A 16,025-nucleotide genomic window follows, 5' to 3' on the forward strand; every position below is an offset into this window, starting at 1 on the left:
GGGGAACCCAAATGGATATCGTCGATCACAAGGCCTCGGTGCGCGAGCGTGTCTGGAACGAGCTTCGGAAGGTAGCCGTCCCCGACAGCCGATTTCATTTCGATTTCGGCGAGTTCATCGCCGACTTCGAGGGAGGCGAAGCGGCCGTCGCTCGGCTGGTTGAACACGACTTCTATAAGAACGCCCGGCTCGTCTTCATCACGCCGGACAATTGCCTCGACCGCCTTCGCCTCAAGGCTCTCGAAGACGGCAAGATCGTGCTCATGACCACGTACTCGATCAAGAGAGGGTTCTGGCTGCTCGATCCCGCCACGATCGCGCCAGAACTGCGTCTGTACGCCTCGACGCTTGACGGCATGGAGCGCGTTGGCCGCCCAGTCGATCTCAAGGAGATAGCCACCATGCCGCCAGTGGAGTTCATGGTGACGGGCACCGGTGCCATCAATCATGAAGGCGTTCGTTTCGGGAAAGGGCACGGTTTCTTCGATGCGGAATGGGGCATGCTGTACCAGTTGGGTAGGATTTCGACTGCGACGCCGTCTGCCGCTGTGGTGCACGACTGCCAGGTTCTCGATGAGACGCTCACGCCCGACGTCTACGACACCGTCGCAGATATCATCTTCACCCCTACCCGCACTATCGAGGTTGTTGGTCCGCACAAGCCGACCTGCGGGATCATCTGGGATCGCCTGGCCCCGCATATGTTTGAAACCATTCCGCCATTGCAGGAGCTGAAGTCAATGGGATTGTAGAACCTATCACCTCGTGTTCCGGCGCTTTGCATGCGGCTGTCTATCATAATGACAAGACGGTCGCTGGCGCTGCGGCAAATCCTTATGCTATTCATGATATCAACGGTTCTCGATAGGTCTGCGTGAACGACGCCACCGGAAAGTCCCCGCTCAGGAACGTACCTCAACGCTTGTACTTTTCGAGCTATCCGCCCCGTGGACAACTGGGCTCGCACGCGGCGTATCATCAAACCTTCAAAGTAGCACGCCATCGTCCGTTGAATACAAGCGGAGTGTGCGATGCGACAAACTAAATATCGAGAAATGCAGGCCATCGCGCAGACTATCAGAAAGCTGGTCGTGCCGGGGATAAAGCCGGAGACCCTCATTGAGGTCGTCCGAGAAGTCCACCCGAATGCAAGCAAGAAAGAAATTGCTCGAGCGGCATTCCTGACTGTTATTCTGTCGGCTAAATTTGACTCCGACGATACTCAGACGCTGCATGATCTGGCTGTCGGCACGCAGGACGACGCTAGGGGGCAAGATTGAGAGTCGGCCTCGCCCCAGCGGCACCTATATCGGCCGACTAGACTAACGCTGAACTTTGTAAGGCTTGATTCCTCTCAGGAGGCGCTCTGTTGACGCAGAGGGCACAATTGAAAATCACAGCTTGCAACGTTCGCGGCCGGACCAGCTCTTGAGGTGGAAGGACAGTACCGACGCCCGAAGATCTCTACACGCGCGTGAAACCATCATCGTCAAATCAAAGATGTTGACCCAGGCGCGCTAGCCACTGACGCGGCGCTTATCGAAGATCTCGGAGCCCATTCGCTGTAAATCATGGAAATGGTCACCGCGTGGAAAGGAGAATTCAACGTAGAGATCCGGTGACGGCGAAATCGGCAATCTGAAAACGGTCGGATTTGCTGTGAAAAATTTGCAATCGGCTCTAGAAGGAGTGCTGATAACTTAGGTACCGCATATTCAGGAGCCTACATGGAAGACGATCCAAATATCATCTACTCCCAGCGTTGCACCAAATTTGCGAAAGATGACCGTGTCGTTGAGGTAAACATTTTCAGACTGGAGACCGAAGAACTCTGGCACCTTGAGGTGATCAACGAGAACAACACGTCGACGGTTTGGGACGACCCTTTTCCCACCGACGACGAAGCCTACAACGAGTTTCTCGCGACTGTCGAGCAAGAGGGAATGGCCGCTTTCGAAGACATCCCGACCGTTCTCCATTGAGAGATGGCGTTGACCCATTCCGCCGAACGACATACAATTTTCTAAGACTGATTGGAGCAATCCACGACCCCGTATTAAACTCGGGTCGATAAAAATGAGGCTGGGCCTGAAAACCCTGTAGGTCCGCGCTAGCATCGTTTACCAAGGCCCAGCTTTAAGGGTAAGATATCGGGAAGTCACGAGGCGGGTGGCAACATGGAAAGAGAGGTCGCAAGGCCTCCCCTTTTTGTTTGAGGCTTAATCTCAACGGCGACCATCATTTAGGTCGAATGTCGTTTGCTGAGCTGTGGTGCAGGAGCTGCCATGTGACAGGGGTGACTGCGACCACCCCTTTGTGATTGGACGTCGCCACCGCATCATGGTGCCTGCATCACCTCCGTGCCGCCAGCACACCTTCTAAGGGAGCTTCTATGATCCGCTTCTATTACCATCCGACGCCCAATCCAGCGAAAGTTGCGCTGCTCCTCGAAGAAGTTTGTCTTCCGTATGAGGTCATTCCCGTGGACACCAGCAAGGGCGAGCAGCACTCGGCCGAGTTTCGAGCCATCAATCCAAACGGCAAGGTGCCCGCCATCGTTGACACCGACGGGCCGGGTGGCACAGAGGCTCGGGTTTTCGACTCAACAGCAATACTATTTTACCTCGCGGAAAAGACGCAGCAATTCCAGGGATCGCCCGCCGACCGACCTGAACTTCTGTCTTGGATGCTCTTCATTGCCACCGGTCTCGGCCCGTTTTCCGGACAGGCTGTCCATTTCCAATTCGCCGCCGCCGACAAGTCAACCTACGCCACCACCCGCTATCGCGCCGAAGCAGAGCGCCACTACAAGGTTCTCGACGACCATCTCATCGGGCGCGATTATATTGTGGGAAGCGAGTACACGATTGCTGACATGTCGGCGTGGGGCTGGGTTGATCGTGCGCAACGCGTGCTGAAGGGTCTCGACGAACCTCTCACTGCCTTTCCCAACCTGAAACGTTGGTTCGCAATGATCGATGCTCGCCCAGCGGTAGCCCGCGCTCGCGAAGTCGGGACTGATCACGCGTTCAAGCGAGAAAATGACGATGAGACGAAACGAGCACTTTTCCCGTCCAGTTTCCGAGAACTCATTCGATGAAAGACAACGTGGTGTGAAATGTCAATGCGCCGGGCAGTGCAAGGACTTTCGTCCCCATACGAACGACCAGCGCTGACTCGGCGCCAGCGCGTCTCACATCACATAAGACCACAGCGTACCTTCCGGCGCACAAAGCGACGCAGACGGTGCTGTAGTCGCCGGACAACTGGTTTTCCAGACGTTCGAAGAGTTGGGCGGCCAAAAGTCAAAGGCGTCGCGAGTTGCCGTTCGTGGAAGAGTGATCTTCCTGATCTAACCGCATCAGGACCTCACCGGCGGAGATGTCGCCGCCTGCCTCTGGAGGACCCGCTTTCCATTCGCGAAACCCTGCGGCTAAGTAGAGCAGCCTAGCTCGCTGGTTCGAGAACGTGACCGCCAGCACGATGGTTGGAGATCGCTCAAATGCATGAGAGATCGCAGCCTGAAGAAGCTGTCTGGATCGTCCAGATCGGCGAGCGTGAGTCCTCAGGTACATGCCCGAGAGGACGGCGACTTCGTTGCCGGCTGTGGTCTGGCGCAAATCTAATGCCACCGTTCCCGAGAGCCAGCCGCCGTGATCGAAACCTCCGAGAACCAAGCTGGTAGCCAGACGATTGAGATACCATTGGTCGGATCGAGCGAATTCTTGTTCCGCGGCGATACCGAACTCCTCCGGACATTCCATAACAGCTTCCTGTCGGATGTCTCGATAGGAAGGCAAGTGGCGGTAGCCCAGCCGGCGGATTTCGAACAGAGTTTCCGTCGCTTGCATTCGACACCCTTCCATTGGTGTTAACGAGCAGCGTACCACAGATATTCGTGCGGATCGGAAGAACGCAATACGTTCCGGTCGCGCCATCGTAACCAATGCGACGGACGTCGGCAAATTGATTATTGAAACGAAAGTTGCCCGACCCACGGAACGGAAAGACCCCGAACACCGTTGCTTTGGCGAACAACAAACGGTGTCATCGATGTCCACAGTCGTTAAACTTGCTTCTATGTTCACGCTGAGTGCAGTTCTGGTATGCACCGTTCTGACACCCGCCTATGCCTTGCGGATGCCGGTCAACGACGAAAATGAAACAACGCGAGAGAAGTCCGTATCGGCATACGCGGGCGACGATAAATCAGAATCTAGCTCGGAAGCGTCGATCCTGACCCCAGATGAAATCAGACACATTAGATGGTGTGCCGGGCGGTACACTATGGGGTACGACGCCGTGAGCGACACTTACTCGGCTGCTGGAGGCATCCGGCAACGGTGCCGCTCGCCGCGCTAGTCTGACGATCTCACTTTGAGATGTGCGATCGGACATAGCTGCCTGTTAGGTGGTCAGGTGGCGAATCTCGTTTTTCGAAACACTAGCGCCTCCTGCGCATCAAAGATCGAGATGGTGTGGCCGACGCGGCCCGATATCGAGCGTCTTGTCATACCCGGCCGTCTTCAGTTGTCCGTCCGCCGCTCCGGGTGCCCTTGACGGTATAGTCGCGTCTTCCTTGCCGTGCACAAGCACAATTGCCATTCGCTCCGTTGCGGGCAAAGGCGGCAGCGGCCAGTCGCCCAACAGACGATGCGAGGGTACCGATCTTCCAGCGTCCCGACGCGACCGCGTCGAGCGCCATGATGGATCCTTGAGACACGCCAACGGAGGTCACCCTCCCCAACCCATGAGCGAAGCCTTCCTGCTCGACCACATCCATGACCACTTTGTCTCAGGCTTCCCTCACCATTCCGATACTCTCCGGTCGCAACTCCTGGCCGTCGACCCCGAACCACTAAAGACCGACCTGGCTACGTGGGGCCGGAGCTTCGGGCGCTGCGAAACGCGCCGTTGAAAGCTTCCAACGCCAAGGCGAAACCATCGGCATCATCATCAGCGAACCGGTCCCTCACATGCCGTGAAGGAGTGCAAATTTGTCGGGTCCGTATCCACTTCGGACGCGAGCAACCTTCGCGCGTCGCATTGTCGGAGACTTTGTAGGAGGTCGCATTATGAACACACGGACCCCCGGAGCCACTTGATGGCCGGCATCTCGAGAGCGCTCCATGAAGGGACGAAATTTGATCGCGACACCTACCGTTGCGTCAGCCGGAACCAAGTGACCAGAGGTCTGACGGGACGGTCGGGTCCATTTGAAACCGGCGTCGAGCGATCGCGCGGTGCACTTCAAGATAAAGTCGGCTGGCTGCCTGTTGCCTTCTTGCATCGCGGCAGCAGGAACCTATCGCACTACACTTTGCTAACTATTTTTTGCCAAGACGGACTTAACAATCGGTGATCTACGCTTCCAGCAGTGCGGACCTCGCAGCATGATTGACGTTCAGGTTCCCGAAGGAAAAGGCGATGAAAAAGCTGTCGCGAATTGGACTATGCATCACCGCCGCAATGCTCCTCGGCCTGCCTTCTGTCGCAAGCGCCCGGCTCGAGAACTCTCAGCCTGATGCGCATGAGCAAGCCAACGTCACCAGCTTCAACATGGTTCTGGCCTTCTCCCAACGCGTCCGTCTGAAGGAAACGATCGTGGAGATCAGGAACTCGCGCGGCGCTCGCGTGACGATCGGCGACCTCCGTACCGGCGAGAATGGCACCGATCTGGAAATCCCCCTTTCAACCCCTCTTCGCCCGGATACGTATTCGATCCGCTGGCGGGCGGTCTCGATCCAAGGCCTGGTGGACGTGGGCGGGTACGATTTCGTCATTGACCCCATGCCGACAGGAGTTCCGGGCGTCGCCCAGCAGTAGGTCAGCCCCTCCCGGCCTTTCTCATCGGCATGCTGTCGATCAATTCGAATAGTTTGCCGCCCGTCACGACGTCGAGACTGCGCAGCTTGACGCCGCCGTCCTTGCCGATCAAAACAGCCTCGAACGTGTTGCCGTTGATATCGGCTTCCTGTCTCAGCTTGCGAGCATCGACGCCAGTGGCATCCCCATGCACCGGTCTTACCTCGTCCCCAATTACGGTCATCACCACGACGTCGCGCTCGGCGAGACCGCTCTCCTGGGTTTTCAAGATCTCGACCTGTTTCGCGAGCTTCTGGTCTCCTGATCCACCGAACAGGATGATGACGCGGTTCTGGGACCGGTATTTGGCGAGCTCGTCCAGAGCGAATACCTGGCTAACTGAAGCTGCTGCGATTACGATGGCGGATGCGATAAGGAAGGTTCTCATGTTCGATCTCCGTTTCATCCGAAGAAAACGCCCGAAAACCCGCAGGGTTCGAGTTTGTCGGGGCACGAATGGTGTCGCTTTTCCGCTGGGTTGCAAATCAGGGCGAATTTTGCAAGAATCGAAGGGGCGATGCGCAAGTGCCGCGTCAGCGAGCGATTTGCGAGCTGTCTTCGGCATCCATTTGCGGTCGTGCGTTTCCAACAATTTCTCGGAAAATGGCCAACATCAAGAGAACAATATGCAATCAGGAACCGTGAAATGGTTCGACGCCGCTAAAGGCTTCGGATTCGTCATCCCGTCAGACGGCGGTGCCGACATCTACGTCAACCTCAAGGTGCTGCAGAAGGCCGGCGTTGGGACACTCGAGCCCGGCGCAGCGATCAACTTTTCGGTCGCCAACCGTGGGGGTAAGGAGTTTGTCGAAGAAGTCGCAGTTACTGCGGCACCGCTACCATTGATCGAGCGTAATCATCCACCAAAGGCTATGGTAAAGACGCAACTCCTAGATGAGGAGGAGCTCTTCGAGCGCGAATGGGGTTTACGCCGGGCGTAGCCTGCCAGAAGCGATACTTCGCTGCTCACCTCCCAAGCCATTGGTATTCTGCAATCGAGATCGCCCCGACTTCCTCTCACAAAAGAGAGCACTCCAAGGGGCCTTACTGGATGCGCAAGACGGAAGTGCGAAAGCCAAGGTGAATTGCCGCCGCATTGAAGACTGTATTCCTCATCGAGATGTCCCCTGATCCGTATCCATGGGCGGCCGGATAGCGGGGCATCGTGACCAGAAGACGGCGTCAAAAAAAGGCGTTCCCATATCGATGACATCGAACGGGTCTTCGCCGAAGACATTAATCGTAGACAGGAAAACGGGTCTTTAGCGCATATGTCAACGGCGTCACTGGGAGACTGTCAGCGAAGATGCCGAGGCCAAGGGCTATGCCCGCGGCGAGAGCGACCACGACATTCATCACCAATAGAGACGTCGACAGCGTGGCCCTTGAGAGCACTCGCACGACCGATCTCGAGATGTTCGCGCCAAAGGTCTCGGTCCAATGGGTCTATTTGGAACAGCCACGTTACCTGACCCCGAATGAACCAGTCGGCCAGGAGGCATACTCCATCATCGCGATGCTATGGCCGCTTCCAACGTTGTTGGCGTCTCTTGGCTGGCGCTCGGATCCCAGGGAAGGGCAGTCGCCCTTGAGCCGCGCGGCGAAGACATCGTGCTCTCGACCCTGCAATACGAAGATGAGGTCCGGGCTGAGGATAGCTACTTCGAAAGCTTTGCTGGCGAGGCCGAGCCGCAAATGATGCCGCTCGTGCAGCTTATCAAGCACCGGAAAAAGGTCTGGTCGCCGGTTATGGTCGAGGACCCGGTCTACGAGGGCCTGCTGGCCATGATCGCCGAGAAAAAGAATGCCCCGAAGCCTGTTAAGAAGGGCAAACCGGCGCCCTGTCCGACCATTCAGCCGGGAAGCAATCTCATCAGCATTACGGAAACGCTGCGCCAGAGCATCGGGGCGAACGGTTAATCTTTGAGCCCCTCAGCGCGAGGACATCGACCATGTGACTTATGCCCGTTTCAAGCTGAAGCTTGTCCCCTCTGCAATCCTATCGGAACGGCCTGCTCAACGGCCGTCCAACGGAATGGTTGGCTGAGCATCCTCGCCTTTGACGTTTTTTCGGTAGAAGATGAATAGGCCAGCAAAGACGATGATCGCAGCGCCGGCTAGAAGTTGGGCGTCAGGAATGTCGCCGAAGAACACAAACCCAAACACGACCGCCCACAGCAAAAGTGTATATTGCAGTGGGGCGAGCAGTGAGGCAGGCGCGAGTTTCAGTGCGCGCGTCAGCAGAAGATGGGCGCAAGTACCGACGACACCGAGGAAAAGCATTGCGATCCAAATATCGAACCCGGCCTCCCGCCAGTCGCTGACCGACAGAATTATGCCCACTACCATAACCACGAGCGTCTGCGAGGTGACAAGAGCGGTGTCGCTTGTCGATCGAAGATAACGGCTCAAGATAAGTGTCAGGGCGAAACCGATGCTCCCGGCGACAGCAAATAACGAAGGCAGGGTAAACATCGCGGTCGATGGCCTCAGCGCGATCACCACACCCGCAAATCCAACCCCGACAGCAAGCCAACGCCTCCATCCGATCCTCTCGCCCAGAAGGAAATGCGACAGAGCAGCGACATAGATCGGTGCCGCCATGTAGAAGGTGATCACGTCGGCAAGTGGCAGATAGGCCACCGCCGCGTAGAAAAGGGATACATCCGCAGTCGCCATGACGGCGCGGCCGAACAGCAGGCCCGGTTGCCGAACATCCAGCAACGCCCTCGGCCCCTGCCGTGCAATCATTGGCATCAGGACGATGAATGAGCCTAGCGACCTCATCACGAGTACTTGGCCCAGAGCAAAGCTCGCAACAAGCCACTTCCCAACGGCGTCGTTTACCGCAAAGAGAAGGTCGCCGAAAAGCATCAGGACCACGCCGAGCATCACGGCATTGCCGAGGTTCCCGGCGGTTACTGCAGGCTTCATATGAATTCCTCCCAAATAGCCGGCGGTCACCATCGCATCAGGCAACATTATCGACCAAGTGCGCCACTACCATCAAATAAGGTAGCCGCGCCAGCCCATCTGGCGATGTCAGCGAGCTGACAGAAGGAGGGCTCGTATCCCGGCTTCAATCAGCAACGGAAGCCACGACGCAACACGAGTATCTGTTTTAAAATCGTCAGCCTTTGCTGGACACATCGACGACAAGGGGAATGGCATCACATCCGTCGGCATCGACCTGTAAGGCCAACCGCTCGGGTCGGTGGTGCACTATCGACAGCGGCCAAGCTGGAGGCGGTTTGGCTAGCCATATACGATTCTGCCGAGAAGCATTGATTTGAACACACGTTAGACTCTCATCCTATCCGTGCGGATATGGGCGTGGATCCGGTTGACCCTTTCTATCTCGCCGGTCGCCTGTTCCCTGGGTGCGAATGTCGTCGCAGAGACGAACCGGGCAGTCCTCCGGAAGCGTCCAAGCATGTCGTCGCGGAAATTCGAGTGATCCAGCCCCGCACGAGAGCAAGTTAATGGAACATCTGAAGGGGGGAGCATTGAAATCCCGCCGACAAGCATCGAAGGAAAATCGCCAATGGACCCGCCAGCAGACAGAACCGGGCCCGAACAGTCCGGAATCGCCTTATGGCTGGTCGTATTCGATGCGGCCTATTTTCTGACCAGTAAGGCTCAGGAACCCGTCGTTCAACGGCAGTTCGGACAAAATCTCTCAAATCACAGCCTCGGCCTTCGAATTGTTGATGTCGGGCAATACGTCTTTCGCGATCTCCTGCAGCACTTCGTCCACCGACCTAGTGCCAGGAACGATATTCAGCATGACATGGTTTGCACCAAGGTTCCCGATCTCGTCGAGATACCGGATCAGCCCCTTTCGTCCGGTGCGAATACCGAGGCCGAGAGGTTCGGTGCTCGCGTCCGGATCGTCGACGAGTTCAAGCACCATGGACTGGCTGAAACTTCTAAAGTCAGTGGTTACCTTGCCGATTGCGGTCTTCCACAACGCGATGCGATCCGCCTGTGCTGCCAAGGGTCGGTAGTATGTGGCCCAACCTGCGGCAGTCCTGGCTATCCATTCCAGCGACTGCGAGGCGGATCCAATAGATAGAAACGGAATAGCGCTTTCTGCTCTCAACGGCCGAATTGAGAATTCAACTTGAACCCTACCGTCACCGTCCAGCACCTCACCGTCAGGCCCCAAGGCCGCAGCTAGACGTCTCCAGTTGCTTCGGAAGATCTCCTTTCGCCGATCGAACTCTTCTCCAAATACCGCGAATTCAGAAGGACGATCGCCAGAACCGAGACCGAGGACGAAACGTCCGCCCGACAGAGCGCCTACGGAGAGCGCGGCCTTCGCAATATGCAAGGGATTGCGAAGCGGCAGGACGATTGCTCCGGTAACAAGTTGGATGTTTGTGGTCGCCATTGCCAGAGCGCCTAGGAGCACCCAAGGATCGGAATGACCTACGGGATCAGGATAACTATCGCTGTTCAACGGCACATCGCGCACCCAAAGTGCATCAAATCCGAGTTCGTCGGCCTTGCGCGCGATGGCTATCTGACTGGGATAGTTAAAGTTATGGGTATGGCTGGTCTGAATCGGCAGGACTATGCCGAGTGTAAGGCGACCGGGCGTTAAAAGCATTTCTCACCGGAGCTGTGGTTCTAGGGCACATGATCTCAAAACGATCTGGTCACCACCAGAATGGCGTCGAGTATCGATACCTCACATATCGGCGCTCAGAAGCGAAAAACAATGCGAGCCCCACACGAACATGAGGATCTATTGTAGCGTCTCCGTGAATGAAGCCGGCGGGCTCATCGGCGGCGCTTGTCTTGAATGCGATAGGCGCTGAGGTCTCGATACATGCAACGCTTCAATTGCGAGGGGCATTCAGCTTGCATCGTGGACCAGCTTCGGTGCTTGAGCGTATGTTATGCCGGCAAACTGCCTGGTCCCGGAAGTTCTTTGTTGCGGACTGGATGTTGCCCAGGCCGCAATCAAAGAGGTCTCCTGCAGAAAATAAAGTGTGTTGTCTTCGATTGCAAATTTTGGTTGCCTTGTCAGAGGAGGAACTCATGACCATTAACCGCTTCGAAGGTTTAGCTGCAGAATTGAACCGCCTCGCGGTGGAGATCGCGGCGATCAACTCCCAGCCGTTCAACGTCGGGATCGATCTTGGCGCTGAGGCCCTGATTTCCGGCACGGTAGATGAACCGTCTCGTATGGAGCCGACATCACTCAGCCGCTTGGACTACAGCCTTCGGACACCTCAGTAGTGCCTGTTGCCGAACGATTGTCTTTTCCAACTTTGAAGCGTCCTCTCTCGACGAGAGGGGCTTTGCCATTGAGATCGCTTGGTTATTCCAAGATGGAAAATCATGCTCTTTCCTAAACCGTCCGGCTGGGGGCTGGAATATCGTATCTAGACGAGAAGGTTTCCCAGTGCCTTCGAGATCTCCAAAACAGTAGGCGTTGCCTTCGAAGGTTCCACCAGTATTCGCCGCTGGTGTCTGTGCGCGGACGGCGGATCCTTACCATTCGCCGCAGTATCCTCCCGTTTCACCTAGGCTAAGGAACATTTTGAGTGCTCCCTTCGTTGCGCTCTCAGCGGGGAGGGTATCATGGACGTCGAGCGAATTTTTCTTCAGCCCAGCGGTTGGGTCCCAAACAACACCAAGCTTCCGGTGTTGCTATACAAATCGGCCATCGACCCAATGGACGCTGCCAGTGGGTTTGAACAGCTATTTGCCAAGAATGGCTGGGAAGGAATCTGGCGCAACGGTGTTTTCAATTATCATCATTATCATTCGATGGCGCATGAAGTGCTAGGGGTTGCCTCAGGGGAAGCCGATTTGTTGATTGGAGGTATGAGCGGGTTTGAGGTGACCGTAAGATCTGGCGACGCCTTGGCGCTCCCTGCAGGTACTGGGCACAAGAAGCTCAGTTCGACCAGCGACTTTGTCATGATTGGTGCATATCCGGCCGGTCAAGAAGCCGACATCCGGACCTCGGCCGCTTCTGAAGCGCAACTGAAGCAGATCGCGCGGGTAAGGATACCGGGAAAAGATCCTATCATGGGACGTTTAGGACCCATGATCAAAATATGGACAGAATAGCGGGACGCTCCCCCGACTAACGCGCCAAGCCGACTATTTATCTGGTCCGAAGATCGCAATTACTTTTGAGGTCGAATATGGGCAATCAAGACACCCAATATACGCAGAAACTTCGTACAAACTCTATGTTGGCCTACGCACGGGAACGAGCTGCGCTTTACGGAGGTAAGGCACGTATGTGGCAGCGCCGGTACGGAGAGGCCAACCCGCGATCGGCAGCGGCGATCGCCTCGGTTTGGTTTTCCGCATACCCCAGCTCTATCATAACCGACCGCGACGGGTCGGTGCTCGCGGCCCTAGGCGATGCGAAGCTATGGTCCAGCCTTTCTAACGTCGGGATAAAAGCAATTCATATCGGGCCGACGAAGCAGGCGGGTGGTTGGAGGGGCGACGAACTGACGCCTTCTGTCGATGGTCATTTTGACAGGATCGGTGTCGGCACGGACCCGGCCTTCGGGACCCAAGAGGAATTCGTGAATCTCGGGCGCATGGCAGCGGCGTTTAACGCCGTAGTGCTCGACGCACGTGATCCCCGGACACACTGGTAAAGGGCCAGATTTCCGATTGGCGGAGAGAGCCTATGAGGATTACCCCGGCCTTTATCACATGGTCGAGATCGCCATTGAGGACTGGGGCCTCTTGCCTGAGGTCGAGGAAGGCAAGGACGCGGCAAATCTGGGCGGTCCAGCCGTCGACGCCCTCTGTGCTAAGGGCTACATCGTCGGTCATCTGCAACGGGTCATCTTCTTTGAACCCGGCGTCAAGGAAACCGACTGGAGCGCGACCCCGCCCGTTCTAGGTGTCGATGGCGTAGAGCGGCGATGGGTTTACCTCCATTATTTCAAGAAAGGCCAGCCGAGCCTCAATTGGCTCGACCCTTCGTTCGCAGCGCAGCAGATGATTGTCGGAGATGCCCTTCACTCTATCGATGTGCTCGGCGCACGAGGTCTGCGTTTGGATGCCAATGGCTTTCTTGGGGTCGAAGGTTTGGGCTCCGGAAAAGCATGGTCGGAAGGACATCCTCTGTCCGTCGTCGGCAATCAACTCTTGGCGGGTGTGATCCGAAAGGCAGGTGCATTCTCGTTTCAGGAATTGAACCTCGCGGTCGACGACATCGCCACGATGTCCAAAGGGGGGGCAGATCTCTCCTACGACTTCGTTACGCGACCCGCCTATCACCATGCCTTGCTTACTGGCGACACCGAATTCCTGAGAATGATGCTGCGTACTGTCCACGAGTTCGGGATAGACCCTGCGAGCCTCATCCACGCTCTTCAGAACCATGACGAGCTGACACTCGAGCTTGTCCACTTTTGGACGCTGCACGCCGACGACATCTACACGTTTCAGGGGCAAACCTGGCAAGGAAGAACGCTTCGAACCCACCTGCGCGAGACGATGTATGAGAGACTGAGCGGAGCCAAGGCAACTTACAATCAAAAGTTTGTGACGAATGGCGTTTCCTGCACGACAGCTAGCGTGATTGCAGCCGCTCTGAACATCGAGGATCTCACGCAGCTTTCGGACGATGACGTTGAGCTGATCAAGAAAGTCCACCTGCTTCTAGCTATGTACAACGCATTTCAGCCGGGAATCTTTGCGCTTTCCGGATGGGATATCGTGGGGGCGTTACCACTGCCCATCGAAAGCGTCGGGTCACTCGTGGCGGACGGGGACACACGGTGGATCCACCGTGGCGCCTATGACCTCATGGGCACCCTGCCCCATGTCGAGCGTTCCTCCCATGGCCTCCCTAGGGCAAAGTCGCTGTATGGTTCTCTTGCCGATCAGCTCGAAAAGCCGGGCTCTTTTGCATCTCAGCTCAAGAAGCTGCTGTCGGTCAGGGAAGCATATGGCATTGCAATGTCGCGCCAGATCGCGATCCCCGATGTTCACTCACCGGGGCTTCTGATCATGGTTCATGAGCTTCCGGAAGATCGCGGGACGCAGATCACCGCGTTGAATTTTGGGAACACACCCGTTTCGGAAATCGTCAAACTGGAAAATCAGGCTTCCGGCCCTGTAATCGACATGATCCACGAAACCATCGAAGGCGACCTGCCGGAGACTGGAGAACTGACGATAAACCTCGAACCTTATGAAGGACTTTCACTTCGCGTGGTCGCTGCCTTGCCGACATTGGGCCAAGGATAGACGATGGACGAGCCGACAACGTCAGGGTCAGACCCATGGAACAATCACCAGTTCAAAAATGAAAGCCAAGGCACCACGGGCGGAGGCAGCATGCCAACATCCAACCGCAGAGTCAGCCCAATTCCGCGGAACATGTGACACTTTCAGCAGCTATTCAGAGGCTGATTCGAGGAGATAATCACGGTATTTGTGAAAACAAAAGATGGCGTGCAGCTACACGTGAAAGAAATGGGCAAGGGTCGCCCCGCGGTTCTCATTCATGGTTGGCCGCTGACCGGTGATATGTTCGAATTTCAGACCCTACCCCTGTTGGAGGCTGGATACCGTGTTATCACATATGACCGGTGTGGCTTTGGCCAATCTGGACATCCGGCGGATGGGTACAACTAGGACACGTATGCCGACGATCTTGCCGCCGTATTGGAAGCACTCGGTCTCAATGAGGTTGCTCTCGTCGGCTTCTCGATGGGGGTGGCGGGATTGCCCGCTATCTGAGCCGCCATGGCGCATCTCGCATGCCCAAGTCCGTCCTTATAGCGTTCCTTGCGGGCTATCTTCTGAAGGACGACAGATGCGAGTGCGTTCGAGGGCATGAAGTCCCAGATCCGCAAGGACCGCGTTGTCTTCCTTCAGGAATTTGCGAAAACATTCTACGCCTTTGGATAGGTTACCAGCCCTGTGAGCGATGGTATCCTCCAATGGTCGTTCACTCTCGGAATCATGGCCAGTCCCAAGGCCACGCTCGACTGCGTCGACGCCTTCAGCCGAACGGACTTTCGTAGCGATTTCGCTTCCTTTACAATCCGAACCTTAGTCATCCATGGAACAAACGATAAAAACCGTACCAATCGGCCCCTCCAGCCGCACAGCGGCGGCCGGTATCGTGGTTGCCCGCCTGATCGAGTATGAGGGTGAGCCTCACGGGCTTCTTGCAACCGTTCCTGATCGCCTCAATCGACATCTACTTGACTTTCTGGCTGAGGTTGTTCGGTCAAAGTTTTTAGTGTGACGCCGCCATTTGCCCGTCGAAGCGCGTTAAGCCGCATTCGACCACCACATACAGCCACCCCAGGACAAGAAGCAATTATTTCATGGAAATTTCCTTAAGCACCAATCTATTGATCTCGATGCTTTCAGCCGAGGGAGCGGCCATATTGGAACGGCAAGTGCAGCACGGCTAGCGAGCCTGATCCACCGCCGCTGCGACAAGAATCTCGGCAACGAATCGAAGAGCATCACTCAGCTTCCGCTCCTTCTGCCAGATAATAACATAGTGATATACTGCTCCTGGCTGGAACGGCCGGAACTCGATGCCGAAACTGGCATATTCCTTCGCAATAATCTCGTTCGAAATGGAGATGCCAATCCCTGCCTTTACGTAGCCGACATCGTGACCATTCGAGTCATATTCAACGACAATTTCCGGCTGAATTCCTATATGTCGCAGCGCATTGACGCTCATCTGGTGAGACGCAACTTGCGGGTCGATGTCGATAATGGCTTCACCGACAAGATCTTTGGCGGTGACCACATGCTGCAATGAGAACCGATGATTTGGTGGAAACAAACACACGTTGGTCGCCGCACCAATTGGCATCCAATCGAAGATGCGTTCGTCTAGCGGCAATCGTGAGATCCCGAGATCCACCCTACCGCTTTGAACATGGTCAGCGATCTGCTGATAGCTGCCCGATTTGACCTGCACTTTATAGGAACGGCTTGTCTCTCTGATGCTCTTGACAACCCTCGGTAAGGTCCCGAACGAGAACGCGCTCGGCGCTGCGATCCCAATCACTCGCGTATCGTTGTTGCGCAGAAATTCGATCGACGGTCCAATCCGGTCTAGCCCCGCGAACGCCGCATCGATTGTGTGCAGAAGTTCCCATGCCTTGTCGGTAGGACTTATACGCGTCCTCATT

General features: G+C 56.1%; 18 protein-coding genes. 11 read left to right on the forward strand and 7 right to left on the reverse strand.

The genetic code is table 11. The features are described 5' to 3' along the window. Positions 1 to 11: 11 nt before the first annotated feature. From J5289_RS20195 to J5289_RS20210, 4 genes are all read left to right on the forward strand, one after another. Entirely contained in the window at positions 12 to 752 is a 741-nt protein-coding gene (locus tag J5289_RS20195; protein ID WP_209188116.1) for a 5-formyltetrahydrofolate cyclo-ligase, read from the forward strand. 279 nt (positions 753 to 1,031) lie between these two features. Then, positions 1,032 to 1,280 (forward strand): hypothetical protein, encoded by a 249-nt coding sequence (locus tag J5289_RS20200; protein ID WP_209188115.1) that lies wholly within the window; start codon positions 1,032 to 1,034, stop codon positions 1,278 to 1,280. A gap of 447 nt (positions 1,281 to 1,727) precedes the next feature. Beyond that, a complete protein-coding gene (locus J5289_RS20205; protein ID WP_209207445.1) occupies positions 1,728 to 1,982 on the forward strand; it encodes a hypothetical protein in 255 nt (84 codons plus the stop codon). 410 nt (positions 1,983 to 2,392) lie between these two features. Continuing rightward, positions 2,393 to 3,100: a glutathione S-transferase family protein gene (locus J5289_RS20210; protein ID WP_209188113.1), complete on the forward strand. Its 708-nt coding sequence runs from the start codon at positions 2,393 to 2,395 to the stop codon at positions 3,098 to 3,100. Between the two features lie 205 nt (positions 3,101 to 3,305). On the opposite strand, the gene J5289_RS20215 is transcribed toward J5289_RS20210, so the two are convergent. Both J5289_RS20215 and J5289_RS20225 read right to left on the reverse strand, forming a co-directional pair. Continuing rightward, positions 3,306 to 3,851 (reverse strand): GNAT family N-acetyltransferase, encoded by a 546-nt coding sequence (locus J5289_RS20215; protein ID WP_209188112.1) that lies wholly within the window; start codon positions 3,849 to 3,851, stop codon positions 3,306 to 3,308. Positions 3,852 to 4,461: 610 nt separating this feature from the next. Further along, complete coding sequence (locus tag J5289_RS20225; RefSeq protein ID WP_209230067.1) at positions 4,462 to 4,605, reverse strand: hypothetical protein; 144 nt, start codon at positions 4,603 to 4,605, stop codon at positions 4,462 to 4,464. An 822-nt stretch (positions 4,606 to 5,427) separates the two neighbouring features. Between J5289_RS20225 and J5289_RS20230 the strand changes: the two genes are divergently transcribed. Beyond that, entirely contained in the window at positions 5,428 to 5,826 is a 399-nt protein-coding gene (locus tag J5289_RS20230; RefSeq protein ID WP_209207444.1) for a copper resistance protein CopC, read from the forward strand. 1 nt (position 5,827) lies between these two features. Here the strand turns inward: J5289_RS20230 and J5289_RS20235 are convergent, their stop codons facing one another. After that, the gene (locus J5289_RS20235; protein WP_209188109.1) at positions 5,828 to 6,253 is read right to left on the reverse strand and encodes a DUF4174 domain-containing protein; all 426 of its coding nucleotides are present in this window, start codon (positions 6,251 to 6,253) and stop codon (positions 5,828 to 5,830) included. Between J5289_RS20235 and J5289_RS29375 the strand changes: the two genes are divergently transcribed. After that, positions 6,252 to 6,806, forward strand: a complete 555-nt coding sequence (locus tag J5289_RS29375; protein WP_247749388.1) for a cold-shock protein — start codon at positions 6,252 to 6,254, stop codon at positions 6,804 to 6,806. The genes J5289_RS20235 and J5289_RS29375 overlap by 2 nt on opposite strands. Before the next feature lie 580 nt (positions 6,807 to 7,386). Further along, positions 7,387 to 7,785, forward strand: coding sequence for a hypothetical protein (locus tag J5289_RS20245; RefSeq protein WP_209188108.1), 399 nt, complete (start codon positions 7,387 to 7,389; stop codon positions 7,783 to 7,785). Between the two features lie 96 nt (positions 7,786 to 7,881). Here the strand turns inward: J5289_RS20245 and J5289_RS20250 are convergent, their stop codons facing one another. From J5289_RS20250 to J5289_RS20260, 3 genes are all read right to left on the reverse strand, one after another. After that, positions 7,882 to 8,799: a DMT family transporter gene (locus J5289_RS20250; protein WP_209185763.1), complete on the reverse strand. Its 918-nt coding sequence runs from the start codon at positions 8,797 to 8,799 to the stop codon at positions 7,882 to 7,884. Between the two features lie 366 nt (positions 8,800 to 9,165). Beyond that, entirely contained in the window at positions 9,166 to 9,453 is a 288-nt protein-coding gene (locus tag J5289_RS29920; protein ID WP_374108610.1) for an oxygenase MpaB family protein, read from the reverse strand. A gap of 91 nt (positions 9,454 to 9,544) precedes the next feature. Then, positions 9,545 to 10,477 (reverse strand): TIGR03571 family LLM class oxidoreductase, encoded by a 933-nt coding sequence (locus J5289_RS20260; RefSeq protein ID WP_209188106.1) that lies wholly within the window; start codon positions 10,475 to 10,477, stop codon positions 9,545 to 9,547. A gap of 434 nt (positions 10,478 to 10,911) precedes the next feature. Between J5289_RS20260 and J5289_RS20265 the strand changes: the two genes are divergently transcribed. The 4 genes from J5289_RS20265 (at position 10,912) to J5289_RS29925 (ending at position 14,496) form a co-directional block, all read left to right on the forward strand. Next, a complete protein-coding gene (locus J5289_RS20265; RefSeq protein ID WP_209188105.1) occupies positions 10,912 to 11,112 on the forward strand; it encodes a hypothetical protein in 201 nt (66 codons plus the stop codon). A 345-nt stretch (positions 11,113 to 11,457) separates the two neighbouring features. Further along, positions 11,458 to 11,952, forward strand: coding sequence for a cupin domain-containing protein (locus J5289_RS20270; protein ID WP_209185767.1), 495 nt, complete (start codon positions 11,458 to 11,460; stop codon positions 11,950 to 11,952). 564 nt (positions 11,953 to 12,516) lie between these two features. After that, positions 12,517 to 14,106 (forward strand): maltose alpha-D-glucosyltransferase, encoded by a 1,590-nt coding sequence (treS, locus tag J5289_RS20275; RefSeq protein ID WP_209207443.1) that lies wholly within the window; start codon positions 12,517 to 12,519, stop codon positions 14,104 to 14,106. Positions 14,107 to 14,388: 282 nt separating this feature from the next. Next, a complete protein-coding gene (locus J5289_RS29925; RefSeq protein WP_348529189.1) occupies positions 14,389 to 14,496 on the forward strand; it encodes a hypothetical protein in 108 nt (35 codons plus the stop codon). A gap of 787 nt (positions 14,497 to 15,283) precedes the next feature. On the opposite strand, the gene J5289_RS20280 is transcribed toward J5289_RS29925, so the two are convergent. After that, positions 15,284 to 16,024: a LysR substrate-binding domain-containing protein gene (locus J5289_RS20280; RefSeq protein WP_209207442.1), complete on the reverse strand. Its 741-nt coding sequence runs from the start codon at positions 16,022 to 16,024 to the stop codon at positions 15,284 to 15,286. Position 16,025 lies beyond the last annotated feature (1 nt).

The organism is Rhizobium sp. B230/85, from assembly GCF_019355735.1.
Classification (GTDB): Bacteria; Pseudomonadota; Alphaproteobacteria; order Rhizobiales; family Rhizobiaceae; genus Rhizobium; species Rhizobium rhododendri.

Excerpts from the sequence above, each read along its gene's own strand:
- J5289_RS20215 (WP_209188112.1), bottom strand. The coding sequence starts at position 3,851 with ATGCAAGCGACGGAAACTCTGTTCGAAATCCGCCGGCTGGGCTACCGC.
- J5289_RS20195 (WP_209188116.1), top strand. The coding sequence starts at position 12 with ATGGATATCGTCGATCACAAGGCCTCGGTGCGCGAGCGTGTCTGGAAC.
- J5289_RS20245 (WP_209188108.1), top strand. The coding sequence starts at position 7,387 with ATGGCCGCTTCCAACGTTGTTGGCGTCTCTTGGCTGGCGCTCGGATCC.
- J5289_RS20260 (WP_209188106.1), bottom strand. The coding sequence starts at position 10,477 with ATGCTTTTAACGCCCGGTCGCCTTACACTCGGCATAGTCCTGCCGATT.
- J5289_RS20225 (WP_209230067.1), bottom strand. The coding sequence starts at position 4,605 with ATGGCAATTGTGCTTGTGCACGGCAAGGAAGACGCGACTATACCGTCA.
- J5289_RS20205 (WP_209207445.1), top strand. The coding sequence starts at position 1,728 with ATGGAAGACGATCCAAATATCATCTACTCCCAGCGTTGCACCAAATTT.
- J5289_RS20265 (WP_209188105.1), top strand. The coding sequence starts at position 10,912 with ATGACCATTAACCGCTTCGAAGGTTTAGCTGCAGAATTGAACCGCCTC.
- J5289_RS20210 (WP_209188113.1), top strand. The coding sequence starts at position 2,393 with ATGATCCGCTTCTATTACCATCCGACGCCCAATCCAGCGAAAGTTGCG.
- J5289_RS20235 (WP_209188109.1), bottom strand. The coding sequence starts at position 6,253 with ATGAGAACCTTCCTTATCGCATCCGCCATCGTAATCGCAGCAGCTTCA.
- J5289_RS20280 (WP_209207442.1), bottom strand. The coding sequence starts at position 16,024 with ATGAGGACGCGTATAAGTCCTACCGACAAGGCATGGGAACTTCTGCAC.
- J5289_RS20200 (WP_209188115.1), top strand. The coding sequence starts at position 1,032 with ATGCGACAAACTAAATATCGAGAAATGCAGGCCATCGCGCAGACTATC.
- J5289_RS20250 (WP_209185763.1), bottom strand. The coding sequence starts at position 8,799 with ATGAAGCCTGCAGTAACCGCCGGGAACCTCGGCAATGCCGTGATGCTC.
- J5289_RS20270 (WP_209185767.1), top strand. The coding sequence starts at position 11,458 with ATGGACGTCGAGCGAATTTTTCTTCAGCCCAGCGGTTGGGTCCCAAAC.
- J5289_RS29925 (WP_348529189.1), top strand. The coding sequence starts at position 14,389 with ATGTTCGAATTTCAGACCCTACCCCTGTTGGAGGCTGGATACCGTGTT.
- J5289_RS20230 (WP_209207444.1), top strand. The coding sequence starts at position 5,428 with ATGAAAAAGCTGTCGCGAATTGGACTATGCATCACCGCCGCAATGCTC.
- J5289_RS29375 (WP_247749388.1), top strand. The coding sequence starts at position 6,252 with ATGTTCGATCTCCGTTTCATCCGAAGAAAACGCCCGAAAACCCGCAGG.